The 20,274-nt window shown below is 70.5% G+C and carries 17 protein-coding genes and 1 tRNA gene; 5 read left to right on the top strand and 13 right to left on the bottom strand.

The window, feature by feature from the left end; translation table 11 throughout:
• Positions 1-114: 114 nt before the first annotated feature.
• The 6 genes from STROP_RS00140 to STROP_RS00115 form a co-directional block, all read right to left on the bottom strand.
• Positions 115-1,269 carry an acyl-CoA dehydrogenase family protein gene (locus STROP_RS00140; protein WP_011903950.1) on the bottom strand — a complete coding sequence of 385 codons (1,155 nt, stop codon included), beginning with the start codon at positions 1,267-1,269 and terminating at the stop codon, positions 115-117.
• A gap of 62 nt (positions 1,270-1,331) precedes the next feature.
• Positions 1,332-2,864, bottom strand: coding sequence for an acyl-CoA carboxylase subunit beta (locus tag STROP_RS00135; protein WP_011903949.1), 1,533 nt, complete (start codon positions 2,862-2,864; stop codon positions 1,332-1,334).
• A gap of 197 nt (positions 2,865-3,061) precedes the next feature.
• Positions 3,062-3,973, bottom strand: coding sequence for a hydroxymethylglutaryl-CoA lyase (locus STROP_RS00130; protein ID WP_011903948.1), 912 nt, complete (start codon positions 3,971-3,973; stop codon positions 3,062-3,064).
• 244 nt (positions 3,974-4,217) lie between these two features.
• The gene (locus STROP_RS00125; RefSeq protein WP_011903947.1) at positions 4,218-5,555 is read right to left on the bottom strand and encodes an acetyl-CoA carboxylase biotin carboxylase subunit; all 1,338 of its coding nucleotides are present in this window, start codon (positions 5,553-5,555) and stop codon (positions 4,218-4,220) included.
• Positions 5,556-5,681: 126 nt separating this feature from the next.
• Positions 5,682-6,263, bottom strand: coding sequence for a TetR/AcrR family transcriptional regulator (locus tag STROP_RS00120; RefSeq protein ID WP_011903946.1), 582 nt, complete (start codon positions 6,261-6,263; stop codon positions 5,682-5,684).
• 189 nt (positions 6,264-6,452) lie between these two features.
• Positions 6,453-7,220: an SGNH/GDSL hydrolase family protein gene (locus STROP_RS00115; protein ID WP_026274702.1), complete on the bottom strand. Its 768-nt coding sequence runs from the start codon at positions 7,218-7,220 to the stop codon at positions 6,453-6,455.
• A gap of 249 nt (positions 7,221-7,469) precedes the next feature.
• On the opposite strand from STROP_RS00115, the gene STROP_RS00110 reads away from it, so the two are divergent.
• From STROP_RS00110 to STROP_RS00100, 3 genes are all read left to right on the top strand, one after another.
• On the top strand, positions 7,470-7,895 hold the full coding sequence (locus STROP_RS00110; RefSeq protein ID WP_011903944.1) for a CBS domain-containing protein: 426 nt from the start codon (positions 7,470-7,472) through the stop codon (positions 7,893-7,895).
• Positions 7,896-8,051: 156 nt separating this feature from the next.
• A complete protein-coding gene (locus tag STROP_RS00105; protein ID WP_011903943.1) occupies positions 8,052-8,480 on the top strand; it encodes a SufE family protein in 429 nt (142 codons plus the stop codon).
• A 20-nt stretch (positions 8,481-8,500) separates the two neighbouring features.
• A complete protein-coding gene (locus STROP_RS00100) occupies positions 8,501-9,136 on the top strand; it encodes a DsbA family oxidoreductase (protein ID WP_011903942.1) in 636 nt (211 codons plus the stop codon).
• Between the two features lie 75 nt (positions 9,137-9,211).
• Here the strand turns inward: STROP_RS00100 and STROP_RS00095 are convergent, their stop codons facing one another.
• Positions 9,212-9,406: a hypothetical protein gene (locus STROP_RS00095; RefSeq protein WP_011903941.1), complete on the bottom strand. Its 195-nt coding sequence runs from the start codon at positions 9,404-9,406 to the stop codon at positions 9,212-9,214.
• A 130-nt stretch (positions 9,407-9,536) separates the two neighbouring features.
• Complete coding sequence (locus STROP_RS00090) at positions 9,537-9,839, bottom strand: hypothetical protein (protein WP_011903940.1); 303 nt, start codon at positions 9,837-9,839, stop codon at positions 9,537-9,539.
• Positions 9,840-10,013: 174 nt separating this feature from the next.
• On the opposite strand from STROP_RS00090, the gene STROP_RS00085 reads away from it, so the two are divergent.
• Positions 10,014-14,480: a cation-translocating P-type ATPase gene (locus STROP_RS00085; protein WP_011903939.1), complete on the top strand. Its 4,467-nt coding sequence runs from the start codon at positions 10,014-10,016 to the stop codon at positions 14,478-14,480.
• A gap of 65 nt (positions 14,481-14,545) precedes the next feature.
• Here the strand turns inward: STROP_RS00085 and STROP_RS00080 are convergent, their stop codons facing one another.
• Entirely contained in the window at positions 14,546-15,499 is a 954-nt protein-coding gene (locus tag STROP_RS00080; RefSeq protein ID WP_026275596.1) for an L-threonylcarbamoyladenylate synthase, read from the bottom strand.
• Positions 15,500-15,636: 137 nt separating this feature from the next.
• Between STROP_RS00080 and valS the strand changes: the two genes are divergently transcribed.
• Positions 15,637-18,219, top strand: coding sequence for a valine--tRNA ligase (gene valS, locus STROP_RS00075; protein ID WP_011903937.1), 2,583 nt, complete (start codon positions 15,637-15,639; stop codon positions 18,217-18,219).
• 134 nt (positions 18,220-18,353) lie between these two features.
• On the opposite strand, the gene STROP_RS00070 is transcribed toward valS, so the two are convergent.
• From STROP_RS00070 to STROP_RS25450, 4 genes are all read right to left on the bottom strand, one after another.
• Positions 18,354-19,202 (bottom strand): PhzF family phenazine biosynthesis protein, encoded by an 849-nt coding sequence (locus STROP_RS00070; protein WP_011903936.1) that lies wholly within the window; start codon positions 19,200-19,202, stop codon positions 18,354-18,356.
• Between the two features lie 147 nt (positions 19,203-19,349).
• Complete coding sequence (locus STROP_RS00065) at positions 19,350-19,793, bottom strand: hypothetical protein (RefSeq protein WP_011903935.1); 444 nt, start codon at positions 19,791-19,793, stop codon at positions 19,350-19,352.
• A 226-nt stretch (positions 19,794-20,019) separates the two neighbouring features.
• Positions 20,020-20,092: transfer RNA gene (locus tag STROP_RS00060), tRNA-Ala, on the bottom strand.
• 38 nt (positions 20,093-20,130) lie between these two features.
• Positions 20,131-20,259 (bottom strand): DLW-39 family protein, encoded by a 129-nt coding sequence (locus STROP_RS25450; protein ID WP_011903934.1) that lies wholly within the window; start codon positions 20,257-20,259, stop codon positions 20,131-20,133.
• Positions 20,260-20,274: the final 15 nt, after the last annotated feature.

Raw genomic sequence — 20,274 nt, 5'->3', positions numbered from 1 at the left:
GGTACGGATCAACGACGATCGCCAACAGGCCATCGTCGTCCTACCGACGCGCCACTGCCGATACCCGACAGCGGTGCCGCCGCACAGTTCCGCCACCCCAGCGTCCGGTCCCGGCTACAGTCCCAGCTCCCGAGCAATGATCATGCGCTGCACCTCGGAGGTACCCTCACCGATCTCCAGAATCTTGGCGTCCCGCCAGAAGCGGGCCACCGGAAACTCGTTCATGAAGCCGTATCCGCCGTGGATCTGGGTGGCGTCCCGGGCGTTGTCGACCGCGATGGTGCTGGCGTGCAGCTTGGCGATGGCCGCCTGGCGCTTGAACGGTTCTCCGGCGAGCATCCGCGCCGCGGCGTCGTAATACGCCAGCCGAGCGGTGTGCACCCGCAGCTCCATATCCGCGATCTTGAATTGAATCGCCTGGTTGGCCCCGATCGGACGGCCGAAGGCGTGCCGTTCCTTCGCGTACCGGACCGACTCGTCGACACAGCCCTGGGCCAGGCCGACGGCGAGCGCGGCGATCGCGATCCGCCCCTCGTCGAGAATCCGCAGGAACTGCGCGAAGCCTCGGCCCCGCTCGCCGAGCAGGTTCCCCGCCGGCACCCGGCAGTCATCGAAGGTCAGCTCGTGTGTGTCGGAGGCCGTCCAACCCACCTTGGAGTACCCCGGCGCCACCGTGAAGCCCGGGGTTCCGGTCGGGACGATGATCGTGGACAGCTCCTTCGAGCCGTCCGGCCGCGTACCGGTGACCGCCGCGACGGTGACCAGATCGGTGATGTCGGTTCCGGAGTTGGTGATGAACGCCTTCGACCCGTTGATCACCCATTCTTCCGTCGACTCGTCGAGTACCGCCCGGGTCTGGGTCCCCCCGGCGTCCGAGCCGAAGCCCGGCTCGGTCAACCCGAACGCGGCCAGTGCCCTGCCGTTGAGCAACCGCGGCAGCCACCGTGCCCGCTGCTCATCCGTACCGAACCGGTAGATGGGCATCGCGCCGAGCGAGACGGCCGCCTCGAGCGTGATCGCCACGCTGGAGTCGATCCGGGCCAGTTCCTCCAGCGCGAGGCAGAGCGCGAAGTAGTCACCCCCCATTCCGCCGTGCTCCTCCGGAAAGGGGAGGCCGAACAGGCCCATCTTCCCCATCTGGTGAATGACGTCGTACGGGAAGCTGTGCCGCTCGTAGTGATCGGCGATGACCGGAGCTACCACCTCGCGGGCGAGGTCGCGAACACTCGTCCGCAGTGCCTCGTGCTCCTCGGTGAGCCGAAAGTCCATGGGTTCCTCCTGGTGCGGGGAGAGAAGGGCCACCCGGCACTCGTGATGCCGGGGCGGCCGGGTCAGACGGGGGTGACGCCGTGCCGGCGGGTGGCGAAGTGGCGATCCTTGTCGCGGGCGGCGGCGAACCGGCGAATCAGCTCACCGCGCAGCTCGGGTGGTTCCACGATCGCGTCGATCACCAGCTCGCTGGCGAGCCGGACGATGTCAATGTCCTGCTCGTACTCCTCGCGCCGAGCGGCGACGAAGGCGGCCCGTTCGCTCTCGTCCCCGATAGCCGCGATCTTGTTGGCGTAGACCGCGTTTACCGCCGCCTCCGCACCCATAACGGCGATCTTCGCGGTCGGCAGGGCGATCGTGGCGTCCGGCTCGAACCCGGGGCCGGCCATCGCGTAGAGGCCGGCGCCGTAGGCCTTGCGCACCACCACGCAGATCTTGGGCACGGTCGCCTCGGAGATCGCAGTGATCATTTTGGCGCCATGCCGGATGATGCCCTGCTTCTCCACCGTGCTGCCGACCATGAACCCGGGCACGTCGGAGAGGAACAGCAACGGCACGTTGAAGGCGTCACAGAGCTGCACGAACCGCGTCGCCTTGTCGGCCGAGTCGACGAAGAGCACGCCCCCCTTGAACATCGAATTGTTGCCGACGACGCCAACGACCTCGCCGTTGAGCCGGCCGAAGCCGATGGTCAGCTCCTTGGCCCACAGCGCCTGGATCTCAAAGAAGCTCCCCTGGTCGAGTAGCCCCTTCGCGTAACGGCGCATGTCGAACGCCTGCCGCTCGCTGGCCGGCACCAGCGCGGCCAGATCGACCTTCGCCGGGGCTTCGACGGCGGGCACCGCGGGCGGCTGCTCGGTCCAGTTTGTCGGCAGGTACGACAGGTAGCGCCGCACGACGTCGAGCGCGTCGGCCTCGCTCCGGCAGAGGAAGTGGCCGACGCCGGACTCCGCGCAGTGCACCCGGGCCCCGCCCATCGCCTCCAGCGTCGTCTGCTCTCCGGTGACCATCTCGACCATGCGGTCCGAGCCCAGGTACATGCTGGCGTTTCCCTCGACCATGGCGACCACGTCACAGAAAGCCGGGATGTACGCCCCACCGGCCGCGCTCGGTCCGAAGAGCGCGCAGACCTGGGGGATCGAGCCAGACGCCCGGACCTGGTTCCAAAAGATCTTTCCGGCGCCACGCCGGCCGGGGAACAGATCGACCTGATCGGTGATCCGCGCACCGGCCGAGTCGACCAGGTAGACCATCGGAACCTTGGTCGTGTAGGCACGCTCGATGATCCGGATGATCTTTTCAACGGTCCGGGCTCCCCAGCTGCCGGCCTTGACCGTGGAGTCGTTGGCCATCACGCAGACCGGACGGCCATCGATGGTGGCGGTTCCGGTGATCACCCCGTCGGCGGGCAGGCCCTCGGCCAGCGCGTTGGCGTAGAGCCCATCCTCGACGAACGAACCCTCGTCGACCAGGAACGCGACCCGCTCCCGGGCAAAGAGCTTGCCCTTCGCGGCATTCGCCGCGTGGTACTTGTCTGCGCCACCAGCCCGGGCCCGCTTGCGTAGCTGCTCCAGCGCCTCACCGTCGAGCGTCACGCCGACTCCTCCTGTGCCGCCGCTCCCAGTCCGGCGCGCACTCGCGCACGCAACCGAACCATACTGAACGATCGTTAGGGTAGCGCATCACGCCCACCATGTGCCCGCCCGCACCGCCGCGGACCCGGACACTCGCTCGGCCGGCAAGGGGCAGCCGGTCCGGGGTCCGCTAGGCACGGGGACTGCCGGCGGGGCAGTCAGCCGGGCAGGGCAGTCAGCCGGGTCCGCGGGCCAGCCCGGAGCACGCCGCTGGGCAGGCTTCGACCGACAAGCTCCTCGGCCAGTTCGGCGACCTCGATCAGGGCAGCCAGGTCAATGCCGGTGTCGACACCCATGTCATGCAGCAGGTGCACGGCCTCCTCGGTGGCCAGGTTCCCGCTGGCCCCGGGCGCGTACGGGCAGCCGCCCAGACCGCCGACGCTCGCGTCGAACTCGGTCACCCCCAGCTCGATGGCGGTCAACAGGTTTGCCAACGCGGCACCCCGGGTGTTGTGGAAGTGCAGCAGCAGCGGCAGGTGGGCGTCGCGATCGCGTACGGCCGTCACCAACTCGCGGACCCGGCGCGGCGTCGCCATGCCGGTGGTGTCGCCAAACGCCACCCGGTCGGCGCCATCGCGCACCACCCGGTCCACGATTCCGGCCACCCGAACGGGGTCAATGTCCCCCTCGTAGGGGCAGCCGAAGCTGGTCGCGATGATGACCTCCGCCCGAGCACCGGCGTGGTGAAGCAGCTCGACCAGCTCGGCGATGTCGTCCAGCGACTCCTCGGTGGAGCGATTGACGTTGCGCCGGTTGTGCGTGTCGCTGGCGGAGACCACCACCTCGATCTCGGTGAACCCGGCAGCCAACGCGCGGTGGGCACCCCGCGTGTTCGGCACCAGTGCCGAATAGCGCACCCCTTCGGTCTGCTCCGCCCGCCGCCACACCTCGTCGGCGTCGGCCATCTGCGGAATCGCCTTCGGGTGCACGAAGGACACCGCTTCGATCCGCCCCACCCCGGTCCGGGAGAGCGCATCGAGCAGCCGCACCTTTGCCTCGGTCGGAATCGGTTCCTCGTTCTGGAGCCCGTCGCGCGGCCCGACCTCCCGAATAGACACAAATCCCGGCATATTACCCATGGTCACCTCACTGTGACGCGCTACTGGTCCGACTCCCCCAGCATGTCACCCCCACCGCCAGGTGAAAGTCGATCATGTAACCACGACAGTCGGCGCGGTACGGCGACGAACCAACCGACCCGGGGATCGGCGCCCCTGGCCCGGGGCCAGCACCTCGCCCCCGGGGCCAGCACCTCAACCCCGGGGCCAGACCCCCGGCGCCGGATGGGGGTCCACGCCGCGAGGGGATACGACGTCAGCGCATGCGGGAGACGATGCCGGTGTCGTAGTCGCCGGAAAGGAACTCCGGGTTGTCCAGCAGTTCCGCGAAGAAGGGAAGATTGTTCTTCGGTCCGGCAAGTTGGAACTGCGCCACCGCGGCCCGCGCCCGGCTGATCGCTTCGGCGCGGTCCGCGCCACTGACAATGAGCTTGGCCATCAGGCTGTCGTAGAACGGGGTCACCGTGTTGCCGGCGACATACCCCGAATCGACGCGGACACCCTCGCCGGTCGGTTCGGTCCAGGTGGTGATCGCCCCCGGCCCGGGCAGGAAGCGCTTCGGGTCCTCGGCGTTGACCCGCAGCTCGATCGCGTGCCCGCGCGGCGTCAGGGCATCCGGGTCGAACGTCGGCGGCAGCCCGGCGGCCACCCTCAACTGCTCCTCGACCAGGTCAACCCCGTAGACCAGCTCGGTAACCGGGTGCTCGACCTGCAGGCGCGTGTTCATCTCCAGGAAGAAGAACTCGCCAGTGGTCGGATCGAGCAGGCATTCGACCGTGCCGGCGTTGCGGTAGCCGACCGCCTCGCCCGCCCGCACCGCCGCGGCCAGAAAGCGGGACCGAAGCTCCGGGGTGACCGCCGGGGAGGGCGACTCCTCGACCAGCTTCTGGTTCCGTCGCTGCACCGAGCACTCGCGCTCGCCGAGCGCCACCACCCGGCCGTCGGCCAGGCCGAGAATCTGCACCTCGACGTGGCGCACCCGGGGGAAGTACCGTTCGATCAGGACGGAACCGTCGCCGAACATCCGCTCGGCGAACGCGCGCACCTTGTCGTACTCGGTGCGGAGCGCGGCCTCGTCGTTCGCGATACCCATGCCCATGCCGCCCCCGCCAGCAGCGGCCTTGACCATCACCGGATAGCCGATCTCCGACGCCGCCTCAACCGCCGCGGTAAGGTCCGCCGCCGGTTCCGTGGTTCCCGGCGCGACCGGCACCCCGGCCGCGGCCATCAGATTCCGGGCATTGATCTTGTCACCCATCGCGGTGATCGCGTCCGGACCCGGCCCGACCCAGAGCAGACCGCTCGCCGCGACGGCCTGGGCGAAGTCGGCGTTCTCCGACAGGAAGCCGTAGCCAGGGTGGATCGCCTGCACACCGGTCGACTTGGCGGCGGCGAGGACAGCCTCGACGTTCCGGTAGCTCTGCGCCGGGTTCGCCGGGCCGACACAGACCGCCTCGTCGGCCTCAGTCACAAACGGCAGGCCGGCGTCCGCCTCCGAATGCACCGCGACCGCCCGGACACCGAGCAGCTTCGCGGTACGGATGATCCGACGGGCGATCTCGCCCCGATTGACGACCAGCAGTGACTCGATCATGTTTCCTCCAGCGTCCCAGGGTCGAACGGAAGCTAGGGAACCACGCCACCCCGGTTACTGACGAGTCAGTGTGTGGCACGGCCCCCTCGGTCAAGCCTGGGGCGGCCTCGGGCCCGGGCCCAGTACTCAACGTGCTGTCGGTGCCAACAGAGCAGCCAGCGTCGCGCCCCGGAGCAACTCGGCCCGGCGTTGCCGGTCCACCTCACCGCCGAGGAACGGGGTCGAGTTCATCAGACCGAAGGCGGCGTGGGCCAGCACCCGCGCCTCGTTGTCGGACAGGCCCGGGTGCGACGCGGTCAGCACACTGACCCACTCCTCGACGTACAGCCGCTGGAGCCGGCGGATGCGGCGACGCGGCTGTTCGGGCAGCCGGTCCAGCTCGTGCAGGTGCAGAGCGATCACCGCCGGTTGGGCCAGCGCGAAGTCGACATGGAATTCGATCAGTGACTCCAACGCGGCGCGGGGATCGTCGGGGTGGGCGGCGGCCCGCTCCCGACCGCCGGCGAGCAGCCCTTCGCTGACCGGGATCAACGCGGCGACCAGCATCGCCTCCTTGCCGGCGAAGTGGTGGTAGAGCGCCGGACCGGTCACCCCGGCGGCGGCGCCAATGTCATCCATCGACACGCCGTGGTAGCCCCGGGCGGCGAACAGCCCGACCGCGATCCCCAGGATCTCGTCCTTGCGAGACCGACGCCGGCCGCTGCCCATATCGCCGTTCGCCGCCTTGCGCGACTGTTGCACCGTCACGGGGAGAGCGTAGTCCGCAGACTCCACCGCGTGCAGAGGCCGGGGCCGTACCTCGGGTTCCCCCGAGGCACGGCCGGGGCAGAAGTCAGGCGCGGTGGGCCGCTCCGAGCGGCGCCTGCGCTCTACCGTGGCTGAGCGGCTCGGGGCCGGTCAGTCCGTCAACGGGGTCAGGGCGGGGCGTTTGGCCGTGACCGTGTCACCGGAGCTGCGACCCGTGAGCCGACGCGTAAGCCAGGGCGCCAGGTGGTGGGTGGCCCAACGGAGGTCGTCGGTACGGGCCGCCAGCCACGGCTTGGGCAGCGGACGCTCGGGGACCAACAACCACTCGTCGGCACAGCTGACCCCCAACGCGGTCAGCACCTGGGCGGCCACCCGCCGGTGCCCGGCTGAGGAGAGATGCAGCCGATCAGTGCTCCACATCATCGGGTTTAGATAGGTGTCGTCTTCGTACAGATCGACCAGAATCGCGCCGTGCCGTTCCGCCGTGTCACCAACCGCCTGGTTGAGTACCTGCACTCGGGGGGCGACCAGCCGCTGACCGGGCAGGCGGGCCATGACATCGGCGAATCGGAACAGAACCACGTCGGCCCCGCCCGCACGCAGCCGCCCCACCACCTCGTTGAAGCGCGCGATCAGGTCGTCCGGGTCGAAGCTTCGCCGCAGCATGTCGTTCCCACCTGCCGCGAAACTGATCAGATCCGGCTGCATCGCCAGCGCGGCGGGAACCTGCTCGTCCACCACCCGGGGAAAGAGCCGGCCGCGAATAGCAAGGTTCGCGTACCGGAACTCCGGCCCGGCCTCCACGGCGAGCCGGGTGGCCACCAGGTCGGCCCAGCCGCGAAAGCCGCCGTCCGGGTACGCATCGTTCAGGCCCTCGGTGAAGCTGTCCCCGACCGCCACGAAACTGCGCCAGCCCACTACACCCTCCATCGTGAGGAAGGGGTTCGTCTTCTCCGCCTCCGGTAGCGGCGAGCCCCATCTGAGGAGCGACAGTTTCTCACCAATAGTGCTTCTACTGGTGCCCCCGGGGGGTCGGGGCCAGGGAGCATCGAGGCGACGGGGAGCCAGACGGCCTCCGGCCGAGGAGGTGAACAGCGAGGGAGGTGTGGTACGAGTGGAATGGGGAACCGCGTCCCGATCAGGCTGGATCGCTTCCGAAGGAGTGCCATGACCAGTTTCCGGATCAGCGACGTGATGACGAAGCAGGTCATCTACCTGCCGGTGGAGACCACTCTGGATGAGGTCGCACGGGTGATGAAGGAGGCCGACATCGGGGACGTGGTCGCCACCGACGGCGCCACGCTGGCCGGGGTACTCACCGACCGGGACATCGTGGTCCGGGCCGTCGCCCAGCGAAGGGACCCGGCCCGAACCACCATTGACTCGATCATCACCCGTGAGGTGGTGATGATCGAACAGAACTGCACCACGGGCGAGGCCGCGGCCCTCATGCGGGAACGGGGCGTACGGCGAGTACTGGTCTGCGACAGCGAGCGAAGGCTGGTCGGCATCGTCTCCCTCGGCGACCTCGCCCTGCGGCTCGACCCCCAGTCGACGCTCGGCCAGCTCAGCGGGCAGGTCCCGACGCCGTGAGTCGGGCGCGCCCCGACGCCGTGAGTCGGGCGCGCCCCGTCACCGTGAGCTGGGAGCGCTCCGCCACCGTCCCGTGAGCGCGCTCCGCCACTGAGCTGGGCGCGCTCCGCCACCACACCACCCGATCCGAGCTCCGGACGACGGTAGCCTGGCGGGATGCCCGAGATGCCTCCCCGGCTGGCCGAGATCGTGGACGAGTTCACCACGGCGCCCCGTGACATCGTGCTGGAGCTGCTACTGGAGTACGCCGACGCCATCGGGCCGTTGTCGTCCGGACACCCCGACCGCGCAGAGATGGAGCAGGTCCCGGAGTGCCAGACGGCACTCTTCCTACGAGCACGCGTCACTCCGGAGGGCAGCGTCGAAGCCGTCTTCGACTGCCCACCCGAAGCCGCCACAACCCGCGCCTTCGCGGGCATTCTCGCCGAAGGGCTCGCCGGAGCTCGGCCAGCGCAGGTCCTGGCGGTCCCCGACGACCTGTACCAGCGGATGGGGCTGGCCCAGGCGGTCAGTCCGCTACGGATCCGGGGCGGCACCGCAGTCCTGGCCCGGCTCAAGCGTCAGGTCCGGGAACAGACAGGCTGATCCCCCGGTTGCCTCCGGTTATGGAGATCGAAGTCTACGCCGACCTGGTCTGCCCCTGGTGCTACCTCGGCAAGCGCCGACTAGAGCGGGCGCTCGCGTCCTACGACGGCGCCGTGACGGTCAGCTACCGACCGTTCCAGCTCGACCCGGCTCCGGTGCCCGAGCCGCTGCCGCTGCTGGACGCGCTGGGCGTGAAGTTCGGCGGCCGGGAGCGCGCACGGCAGATGGCGGACCAGGTCACTCGGGCCGCCGCCGGGGACGGTATCGATTTCGACTTCGACCGTGCGCTCGCCGCGAACACCTTCGACGCGCATCGGTTGGTCGCCTGGGCGACCGAGCGAGACCGGGCAGCCGAGACGGTCGAGGCGCTACACCGGGCCCACTTCCACGACGGCGTCGACATCGGCTCCCGACCGGCTCTCGCCACGATCGCGGGCAAGGTCGGCCTGGACGCCGCGGCAGCCCACGCCCTCCTCGAATCCAACGGGCAGGTAGCCGAGGTCCACACCAGGCTGGCCGCCGCACGGGAGCTCGGCATCACGAGCGTGCCGACCTTCGTTCTCGCCGGCAGGTACGCCGTGACCGGCGCACAGGATTCACCGACCCTGCTCGCCGCCCTGACTGAGGCCCGCCGGCACGTGGCAACCGAAGTCTGATCGACCGTCCTGATGTTTCACGTGCAACACCATTGATGACCACATCTGTCTGGTAGCGCGGACGCCACCACCACGTCAGCCCCCGGTGAGATAGCCCTTCCCCTCCAGCAGGGTCCGATCACGATGGGCGGCCAACTCCTCGGCCCGCTGGGCCTGGACCCGACGTACCTCCGCCTCCTCCAGGGCGTGCCGGATCGCGAGGCGGATCACTCCGTACAGGAAGACGAAACCTCCGACGTACAGAATCACGGTGGTGACCAGGGTGAACATGAGGCCACCGTAGGTCCGTCCGAACCGGGTGGGGCGTTGGCCGCAGACGGGTTCCCCCGTACGTGTCCAGCGCCCACCACCCCACCCCGGCCGGGAGAGCCAAAGGCCGCAGGATGCGCCCACCAGGGGATCAGGCGGTCTCCAACGCCTCCCCGAGTCCCTTGGCCAGCCCAGACAGATGCTGGTCGGCGAGCACGTGACCAGCGGTCACCACCAACGCCACCGGCCACTCGATGACCTGCAACAGGGTGAGCAGACCCACGCCCGCGTAGTACGCCAGTTTGTCCGGCGGCGGGATGGCCATCTCCCCCAGTACCGGTACCTCCACTCGGTGGGTGAACGTCCGGATCATGTCCCGACTCCCACTGAGATCCCGGGTCAACATGCTCATCTCGACCTCCCAGAAACGGCGGTGACCGCCGTGGTTTTCCACCGTCGCCGCCCTCTATACCGGCCGGGCCGCTAGAACTTCACCGCTGTTCAGGGGCATAACGGACGGCCGGGCGGGAAGTCAGACCGCCGGGACACATGGCGTGGGAGGCGGGATGGCGTACGGGAAGCGCGACACCGGGGGAACGGACCGACACGAGTCCCGCCGTACGCCTCGATGATCCCGCTGGGCCGCGTCGCTGGCAGCGTACGCGCGCCTGCCGTGCCAGAGCTGATGGGGCAGGCGGCCCGGAACCTCGGATCCGCCGCTGCCCGAGCCGCGCGGCTCACCGGTCTGACCCGCCGCCGGGTCTGGTCCCGCTACGGCCGACACCACATCGAGGTGCACGGTGTCTGTCAGGACGGCGGGGAGCGGCTCGCCCGGCAGGTCGAAGCGGCGCTGGAACGCGTCCCCGGCGTGAACTGGGCGCGGGTGAACGCCCCCTCCGGGCGGGTGGTGGTCGCCGTCGGCTCCCCCGAGCCGAGGCTGCGCGATCTGATCGTCACCGTGGCCCGCGCCGAACGCATCAGCCCGCACGAACCGGATCCCGAGATCCCACCGCCGCATCCGCCGGAGGAAGGACCCCGCACCCCCCGTACGCTCGGCGCCCTCGCCTCCGATGCGCTCGGTCTGACGATTTCCGCCGCCACCCGGATCCTGCCCTTCACCCCGGTGCCTGGTGAGGTCGCCGGCCTCCTCAACGCGGTCGACCTGCACCCGAGGCTGCACGCCCTCGCCGACCGGGGAGTGCGCGCCGACCCCCGCGCCGACCTCCTCTTCCCGCTGGCCGAGGCGGTGGCGCAGGGCCTTGCGGGCGGCTGGACCGGAATCGTCCTCGACGGCATCCAGCGGGTGGTGCAGTGGGGCGAGGCGCGGGCCCAACTCGCCGCGTGGACAACGGCCGAGCCCCGACTCGCCGGCGCCCCGGGCCGGGCCGCGGCCCCCGTCCTGCCGACCGAACGGCCCTGCCCGAAACCGGATGGACCGGCCGAGAAGTACGTCATCCAGATGCTCCACGCCGGCGCGGCAGCAGCCGCCGCCGCGACCCCGGTGGCCGGTGCGAAGCGAGCCGCCGCGCTCGGCCTCTCCGCGCTCCCGAAGGCCAGCGGCTCCGGCCGCGAGGGGTATGCCGCCCAGCTCGGTAGCCTGCTCGCACGACGCGGCGTCGTCGCCATGGACCGCCGCGCACTCCGCGAACTCGACCGGATCGACACGCTGGTGCTGGACGCCACGATCCTCGGCTCCAACCGCGGCCTCCTCACCGACCTGGCCCCCCTGGGCGACGCGGAGCTGGGTGAGGTGGCCGCCCGAGCGTTTGCCTTGTTCGACCCGGATCAGCCGGCGGCGGTCCAGCACAGCGCTGGCTGGGGCCTCGGCCCGCTGGACCTCCTCGACGCACCTGACCCGGGCGACACCTCACACAGTGACCGGCTTCGCGCATCCGGCGGCCGGCTCCTCGGCCTGGCACACGACGGTCGGCTCGTCGCGCTGCTGCGGGTCGAGACCGAGCCGGCCCCGGGCGTGGACCTCCTGCCGGCCGCTGCCCGGCGCGCCGGGTTGCGGCTGGTCGTGACGGACGACGACCCGGGCCGGTACGACTTCGCGGACACCGTCCTCGCCGGCGGTGCCCGGCTCCCCGAGACCGTGCGCCAGCTGCAACGCGACGGCGCGGTCGTGATGCTGCTCTCCGATGACCGGCGGGCGCTCGCGGCAGCCGACTGTGGCCTCGGCGTGACCACCGACGAGGAGCTGCCGCCCTGGGGGGCACACCTGCTCGTCGGCACCGACCTCCAGGTGTCAGCACTGGTGGTCGAGGCGGCTGGGGTGGCCCGCCGGATGACGACCCAGAACATTCGGCTTGGGCTCGGGGGCGCCGGTCTCGGGGCGCTGGCTGCACTCACCGCTGCCCGGGAACAGCTCCCGGAACGGGCCTTGGCCTCGGTCAACGGGACGGCGGCACTGGCCTTCGCCCACGGCGTGTGGCGGGCCCACCACCTGCCCAACCCCATGGAGACCCCCGCCGAACGGACGGCGGTCCCGTGGCACCTGATGCCGGTGGGGACCGTCCTCGACGAGTTGGGCAGTGGCTTCGACGGGTTGGATCCGGTGGACGCCGGCCGCCGACGCTCCAGCCGGATCGCCGACGGCGTTCCCACCCCGACCCTGCTCCGCGCCTTCCTGGACGAGCTAGCCAACCCGTTGACCCCGGTCCTGGCCGCCGGGGCGGTGCTATCCGCGTCGTTCGGCTCGCTGGTTGACGCCGCCCTGGTCAGCGGGGTGGTAGGCGGCTCCGCCCTGGTCGGCGCGGTGCACCAACGCAACACCGAGCGGTCGCTGGCCGAGTTGCTGTCCCGTACCGCGGTCACCGCCCGGGTCCGGCGGGGCGGCACCGAGCAGCAGCTACCCGCCCACGACCTGGTCCCCGGAGATGTGATCATCCTGGAAGCAGGTGACGCCGTACCAGCCGACTGCCGGGTCCTCGAGGCCACGGGGCTGGAAGCAGACGAGTCCTCGCTCACCGGCGAGTCGTTGCCGGTCGGCAAGACCGACCAACCGGTGGCCGCGACCGACATCGCCGAGCGCCGTTCGATGCTGTACGAGGGCACCACCGTCGCCGCCGGTCACGGCCGGGGCGTGGTCGTCGCCACCGGTACCGACACGGAAGCAGGGCGCAGCCTCAGCCTCGCTCGGCAAACCCGGCCCAGCGGCGGCGTCGAAGCGCGACTCGGCGGACTCACCGACTCGGCGATACCGCTCGCGCTCGGATCCGCCGTCGCGGTCGCCGGGGCCGGCGTCGCTCGCGGCATACCGCTGGCCGAGACCGCCTCGACCGCCGCGAACCTGGCCGTCGCGTCGGTGCCCGAGGGGTTGCCGTTCCTCGTCAGCGCCGCGCAGCTGGCAGCGGCCCGGCGGCTCGCCGAACGCGGTGCCCTGGTGCGTAACCCCCGCACGATCGAGGCGTTGGGGCGCGTCGACGTGCTCTGCTTCGACAAGACCGGAACCCTGACCGAGGGGCGGCTGGTGCTCTCCGGAGTCGGCGACGGTGCGCGGTTCGCCGCCGTTGACCAGCTCGACGAGCACCTCCGCATGGTCCTCGCGGTCGCGCTGCGTGCCGCTCCAGACGCCGACGACCCGGAACAGCTTCCCGAGCAGGCCGACCGGGCGATCCGCCGGGCGGCCCGGGAGACCAACACGGTGGAGCAGACCGGCGCCGGAGATTGGCGTCCCGCCGGAGGGCTTCCCTTCGAGCCGTCCCGCGGCTACCACGCCACCGTCGGCACCTGCGGCGACCGCCTGGTCCTCAGCGTCAAGGGCGCCCCGGAGACCGTCCTGCCCCGCTGCCGGAACCGGCGGACCGAGGCCGGGGTGGTGCCGTTGGACGACGCGACTCGGAAGGCGGTCCAGCAGGAATTGCTCCGGCACGCCGGGGCCGGCCAGCGGGTGCTGGCCCTCGCCGAACGGGTCGTCGTCGAGGAGTCCATCGCCGACGACGATGTCCAGGGCCTGACCTTCGTCGGCATCCTCGCGCTGGCCGACGGGATCCGGGCAAGCGCCGCCCCGGCGGTGGAGAGCATCCGCAAGGCGGGGGTGCACACAATTATGATCACCGGCGACCATCCGGCCACCGCCGAGGCGATCGCCTCGGTGATCAGCCCCGGCGACGGCCAGCGGGTGGCGACCGCCAACGACCTCGCGGACCTCGACGACGAGGCGCTGGCAGCCCGCCTGGTCACCACCGACGTCGTGGCCCGGTGCACTCCAGCCCACAAGGTACGGATAATCCAGGCGCTCCGGACTTGTGGTCGCACCGTGGCGATGACCGGCGACGGCGCCAACGACGCACCCGCCATCCGCCTCGCCGATGTCGGCATCGCCCTCGGACAGCGCGGCACCCCCGCGGCTCGCGCGGCGGCAGACCTGGTGGTCATGGACGACCGACTGGAGACCATCATCGCCACCCTCGCCGAAGGACGGGCGATGTGGTCGTCGGTCCGGCACGCGCTGAGCATCCTGTTCGGCGGCAACCTCGGCGAGATCGCGTTCAGCATCGTCACCGCCGCCGTCGACGGCCGCTCCGCGCTCAACGGCCGACAACTGCTGCTCGTCAACCTGCTCACCGATCTGGCCCCCGCGCTGGCCGTGGCGGTCCGGCCGCCCCCACCGGAGTACAGCGAGAACCTGCTCCGGGAAGGGCCTGACACCTCCCTCGGCGCCACCCTCAACCGGGAACTCGGCGTCCGCGCCACCTCCACCGCGCTCGGCGCCACCGCCGGCTGGGTGCTGTCCAAGTGGGTGGCGGCGTCACCACGCCGGGCCGGCACGGTAGCCCTGGTGTCGCTGATCGGCACCCAGCTCGGCCAGACCCTGATGGCCGGCGGCACCACCCCCGGCGTCCTGCTCTCCACCGCCGGCTCGGTGGGGGTGCTCGTACTGGTCGTACAGACTCCCGGGCTCAGCCACTTCTTCGGCTGTACCCCGCTCGGCCCGATCTGCTGGACGATCGCCACCGGCTCCGCGGCCGGCGCCGCCCTCGCCAACGGCACGGTCGCCCGCCTGGTGGAGCAGCTACCAGCGCCGCCCCGCCCCGGGGTGGACCTGCACGACCTCCTCAACCGCCTACGCCACTGGGGGCACGGCAGCTAGCGCCAGGGGAACGGCGGTCGTCGCGGTGTGCGCCCCGGGGGGCGAAGGTCGTCCCCGGCACGCGGCTACGTCCAGGTAGCGGCGGCGCGGCGCAACCGGTCGTTGATCGCCCGGCCAACCCCCACCTCGGGCACCGACTCAACCAGGATCTCGTCGACACCGGCCCCGTCCAGTCGATGCAGCGCGTCGAACAACCGGGCCGCTGCCTCGGTCAGGTCGCCCTTGCTGGACAGCACCTCCACCGCCGCCCAGTCCCCCGCCGGACAGCCGCGGAAGCCCAGGAACCCCTGCCGGGAAACACCGCCGTCCGCCGGATCGGTATCGGTGGCCAACCGCAGTCGCGTACGCGGGGCGTAGTGCGCGGCCAGCGTCCCCGGCGCCACCGGCTGCCCCGAACTGCCCGCCCGGACCAGTACCGGACCGACCGCCTCCTGAAGCAACTCCACCGGCAGCGCACCTAACCGCAGCACCACTGGACGGTCTCCTCGCGCGTCCACGATCGTCGACTCGATCCCACACCGGGTCGGCCCACCGTCGAGCACCACGTCGACCGCCGCCCCCAGCCCCGCCACGACGTGCTCGGCCCGCGTCGGGCTGAGTTGACCGAACCGGTTCGCGCTCGGTGCCGCCACCGGCACCCCCGCCGCCGCGATCAACCCGCGCGTCGCCGCATGGTCCGGCACCCGCACCGCCATCGTCTCCAGCCCGGAGGTGACGATCGGCGGAATCACCGCCGGCCGGTCCACGATCAGCGTCAGCGGCCCGGGCCAGAATCGCTCGGCCAGCTCCGCCACCGCCGCCGGCACCGTACCTACCAGCTTTTCCAGCTCCGCCGCCTCGGCCAGGTGACTGATCAGCGGATCAAAGCTCGGCCGCGCCTTGGCTGCGAAGATCCGGGCCACCGCCGGGGCGTCCAGCGCGTTCGCGCCCAGGCCGTACACCGTTTCGGTGGGCAGGGCCACCAGACCGCCGGCCCGCAGGACGGCGGCGGCTTCGGCGACACCCCTGTCAGCGGGCAGTACTCGCGGCGTACTCACGCCCCGACGCTAGCCTGCCGGACCCGCTCACCCGTCGCCGACCCGATCAACGTGGAAAATTCAATGGACCATCGTCATATAGTCCGACCGTGACCGAGAACACCAGGAAGCGAATAGCCGTGCCGGCCAAGGCGTCCCTCGAGGGCATCGAGAAGGTCTGGTCTCGGGTATGGGAGCAGAACGGCACCTATCGCTTCGACCGCTCGGTAACCCGGAGCGAGGTCTACTCGGTCGACACCCCGCCGCCGACGGTCAGCGGGGCGCTGCACGTCGGTCACGTCTTCTCCTACACCCACTCCGATGCCATCGCGAGGTTCCAGCGGATGCGGGGGCGGGCGGTGTTCTACCCGATGGGGTGGGACGACAACGGCCTGCCCACCGAACGGCGGGTGCAGAATTACTACGGGGTGCGGTGCGACCCCTCCCTGCCGTACGACCCCGGCTACACGCCACCGGCCGAGCCACCAAGTCGGCCACAGCCGATCTCCCGGCGCAACTTCGTCGAGCTGTGCAGGAACCTCACGGAGCTTGACGAGCAGGCGTTCGAGGCCCTGTGGCGGCACCTGGGCCTCTCCGTCGACTGGTCCCTGACGTACGCGACGATCGACGACCGAAGTCGGGCGATCTCCCAGCGGGCCTTCCTCCGCAACCTGGCACGGGGCGAGGCGTACCTGGCGGACGCCCCGACCCTCTGGGACGTCACCTTCCGTACGGCCGTCGCACAGGCCGAGCTGGAGGATCGCGAGCGCCAGGGCACCTACTACCGGCTCGCCTTCCACTCGGCGACCGGAGACAAGATCTACGTCGAGACCACCCGGCCGGAGCTGCTGCCGGCCTGCGTCGCGCTCGTCGCCCACCCGGATGACGAGCGGTACCAACATCTGCTCGGCAGCACCGCCGTCTCGCCGCTCTTCGGTGTCCCGGTGCCGATCAGGGCGCATCCGCTGGCTCAGCCGGACAAGGGCTCCGGCATCGCGATGATCTGCACCTTCGGTGACCTGACGGACGTGCTGTGGTGGCGGGAGTTGGCCCTGCCGACCCGGCCGGTGATGGGTCGCGACGGCCGCCTGCTCCCCGAGCCACCACCCGGGATCGTCAACGCCGACGCGGTGGCGGCGTACCAGACGCTCGCCGGCCTGACCGCGTTCTCCGCGAAGGCGAAGGTGGTGGAGCTGCTGCGCGCCGCCGGGGATCTCGAGATAGCGCCACGCCCCACCACCCAGACGGTCAAGTTCTACGAGAAGGGCGACAAGCCACTCGAGATCATCACCACCCGACAGTGGTACGTCCGCAACGGTGGTCGGGACACCGAGCTGCGGTCCGCTCTGGTCCACCGCGGGCGCGAGCTGACCTGGTCCCCCGAGTTCATGCGCAGCCGGTACGAAAACTGGGTCGAGGGCCTCTCTGGGGACTGGGTCATCAGTCGACAACGCTTCTTTGGTGTGCCGATCCCGGTCTGGTACCCACTCGACGACTCGGGCGAGCCCGACTACGCGCACCCCATCCTGCCGGACGACGTGGCGCTGCCGGTCGACCCCAGCAGTGACGCCCCGACCGGCTACCAGGAGAGCCAGCGCAACCAGCCGGGCGGTTTCATGGCGGACCCGGATGTGATGGACACCTGGGCCACCTCCTCGCTCACCCCGGAGATCGCCGGCGGGTGGACGGTCGACGATGATCTCTTCGCCCGGGTCTTCCCGATGGACCTCCGTCCGCAGGCGCACGAGATCATCCGGACCTGGCTGTTCGCCACCGTGCTCCGGTCGCACCAGGAGTTCAACTGCCTGCCCTGGACCACCGTGCTGCTGTCGGGCTGGATCCTGGACCCGGACCGCAAGAAGATGTCGAAGTCCAAGGGAAACACGGTCACGCCGATGGCTCTCCTGGAGAAGTACGGGTCCGACGCCGTCCGGTACTGGGCGGTCAGCGGCCGGCCGGGCACCGACACGGCCTTCGACACCGGTCAGATGAAGATCGGCCGTCGACTCGCCATCAAGATCCTTAATGCCACCACATTCGTGCTGCGATTCGGCTCCCCGACGCTCCTGGCACCCCACATGGCGCACGTGACCGAACCACTCGACCGGTCGATGCTGGCCCGCCTAGCCTCCGTCGTGGACTCCGCCACCACCGGGTTCACCCAGCACGACTACACCCGGTCCCTCGAGTGCACCGAGCAGTTCTTCTGGTCGTTCTGTGACGACTACCTGGAGCTGGTCAAGGAACGCGCGTACGGGGAACCGGACGACCGCGCCGTCCGTTCGGCCCACGCCGCGCTCGCACTGGCGCTGCACACGCTGCTGCGACTCTTCGCGCCGATGCTGCCGTTCGTCACCGAGGAAGCCTGGTCGTGGTGGCAGGAGGGCTCGGTGCACCGGGCGGCGTGGCCGACCGGGCAGGAGCTCGTCGGCCCCGATGTTTCCGCCGAGGCCAACCGCTCCACCGAGGCCAGTGGCTCCGGCGAGGCCGGAACGGATTTACTCGGGCTCGCCTCCGACGTGCTCGCCGCCATCCGTCGGGCGAAGTCCGAGGCGAAGCAGTCGATGCGGGCGCCGGTAGCCCAGCTCACCCTGCGCGGGCGCGCGAGCGACCTCGCCGCCTTCGCTCTGGTCAGCCGGGATGTCCGGGCAGCGGGGGTGGTGCGGGAGGTCGACACCGCCGAGGCCGACACACCGTTGACGCCGGAGATCACACTCGGCTGACCGAGACCCGGGACAAGCTACGCCGCCGCGCCGCACGGCGCGGCGTCCATGAACCCTGGCGCCACAGCTTGGTGATGGTCTCGTCGGTGACGGCGGCGCGGCCACCTGAGGCGTGCGCCCGGCTGCCTACCGGGTCACGGTAGACGGCACGGGTCCAGTCGCCCCGTCGACACCGCGACCACCCGCCCCCCGACGGCGACCTCCGCACCATCGAGCGGACGCACGTGCAGCTCGCCCCGGGTCAGGGCGGTCCCGTGTCCCTGCCGGACCAGAACCGGCCGCCGGGAGCCACCGCCGGTAGCCGCGAGAAATGCCGGCAGACCGCCGGCAGCCCCTCCGGTGGCCACATCCTCCGCGCCGGCCAGGGAGGTGGTGAACACGCGCAGCCGGACCGCGTTGTCGAGGCGGGCGACCAGACAGATCCCGCTGACGCCCTCCGCAGCGCAGTAGCTCAGCACGGCGGCGGGATCCAACCAGACCGCCTCCAATGTGTCCGCCGACAGGTTGACGTAGCTGCGGGAGCGGCCGGTGTCCACGACGAGCGCGTCGTCGTGGACGACGCCGTCGAGCGGTAGCCGGGAATGGGCTGCCCGGACACGGGTACGTTCGCCGGTGAGGACGACGTACGCCATGTCCTCGTACCGGCGCACCGGCACCTCACCCACGTCTGTGCCGGCCAGCAGCTTCGCGCCGGAGGTCCGCCGGGACCGCAGCACGTGCTCGGTGGCGAGCAGCGTCTGGGTGCACAACCGCAGCCGCTCGTAGGGCGAGTAGCTGGTGACGTGCACGGAGCCAGCGTCCTGGCGTACGAACGCCGTCTCGGGGTAGCCGAGCAGGCGCGCACCGGCCGCCATGTCGTCGGGCCGCGTGCCCGATCCCACCGTCACCACGCCGGTGACGTTTCCCATGGCGTCGGGCCCCACGAAGACCCGTACCTGCCACAACTCGTTGCCCGACAGACCGGGGATGGCGCGTATCACCATCTAACTACCTCGATCACACCCAACCATCTAACACCGAAGTCGCCACGTTCCCAAGCCGTTGTGTTGAGAACCCGCTGTGCTGGGCTCCACGGTGATACGGGCTCACCGCGGTGGGCGAGACCCTGCGTCACCCCGGGGCTGAGAGTGCTACTGGCGGCGAACGTCGTCGATGACTGCGACTTCCTCGGTGCCGCTGGCGCAGGTCTCGGGAATGATCGGCATGCCGTCACCGAGCGGTGGGGTGGCGTAGCCGCCAGACGCAGTGAAAGAGGAGCCAACCTGGACAGTGCCGGCGCCGGGCACCTCGACCCCGGTGGTGCCACCTCCGGTCTTCAGTTCGCTTCCGGCCGGCCACACGACGACCAGTCTCTGATTCTCCGCGGTCTGCACTGCCAGGCACTGGCCCCTGCCCACCACAGGCTCACCGATGATCTCGGCGTCTCGGCCTCCATCGGCGTCCGGTGCGCCGAACGTGATGACTCCGTTCGCCTCCACGCTCCGCCCTGGGGCATCCTCCCCACAGCCGGGCAGGAAGGCCATCGGCAGGACGAGCACGTAGGCAGAGACTCGGGAACGGAGACAGCTCGGCACAGTGCACCCCTCCGTGACGCCACGGCCCGCCCCCCCGCATCCCGCGACCACCTCAGCACCATCAGGACAGCGGTACCGAGCGCATAGCCACCATCGAGGCCCTCATCGCCAAAGTCCAACTCACCAACCGGGGAGTCGCACCCGTGTTCGCGACCCCCACCGACACAACAGTGCCCCCGCCCAGAACGGACGGGGGCACGTCAGAAGTCGCGCTTGGTGCGATCGGTGGAGCCCAGGGGACTTGAACCCCTAACCCCTGCCTTGCAAAGGCAGTGCTCTGCCAGTTGAGCTAGGGCCCCGGAAGTGGTCCGTGCCGCCGAGCGCTGATCCGTGCGAATCAGCGCAGGTCGGGCGCGGTGGTGGCCTCGTGCCAAAGGGCCCGCTCGTCGTTGGTTTCCTTGACTCGCTTGGCCACGATGGCCGCCACACCGACGATACCGACGAGGATCAGCAGCTTCTTGAACATTAGGGCAACCCCTCA

This window comes from Salinispora tropica CNB-440 (assembly GCF_000016425.1).
Taxonomy (GTDB): Bacteria; Actinomycetota; Actinomycetes; order Mycobacteriales; family Micromonosporaceae; genus Micromonospora; species Micromonospora tropica.
The sequence above is the reverse complement of the archived record's forward strand: the minus strand, read 5'-3'. Positions and strand labels throughout refer to the sequence as shown.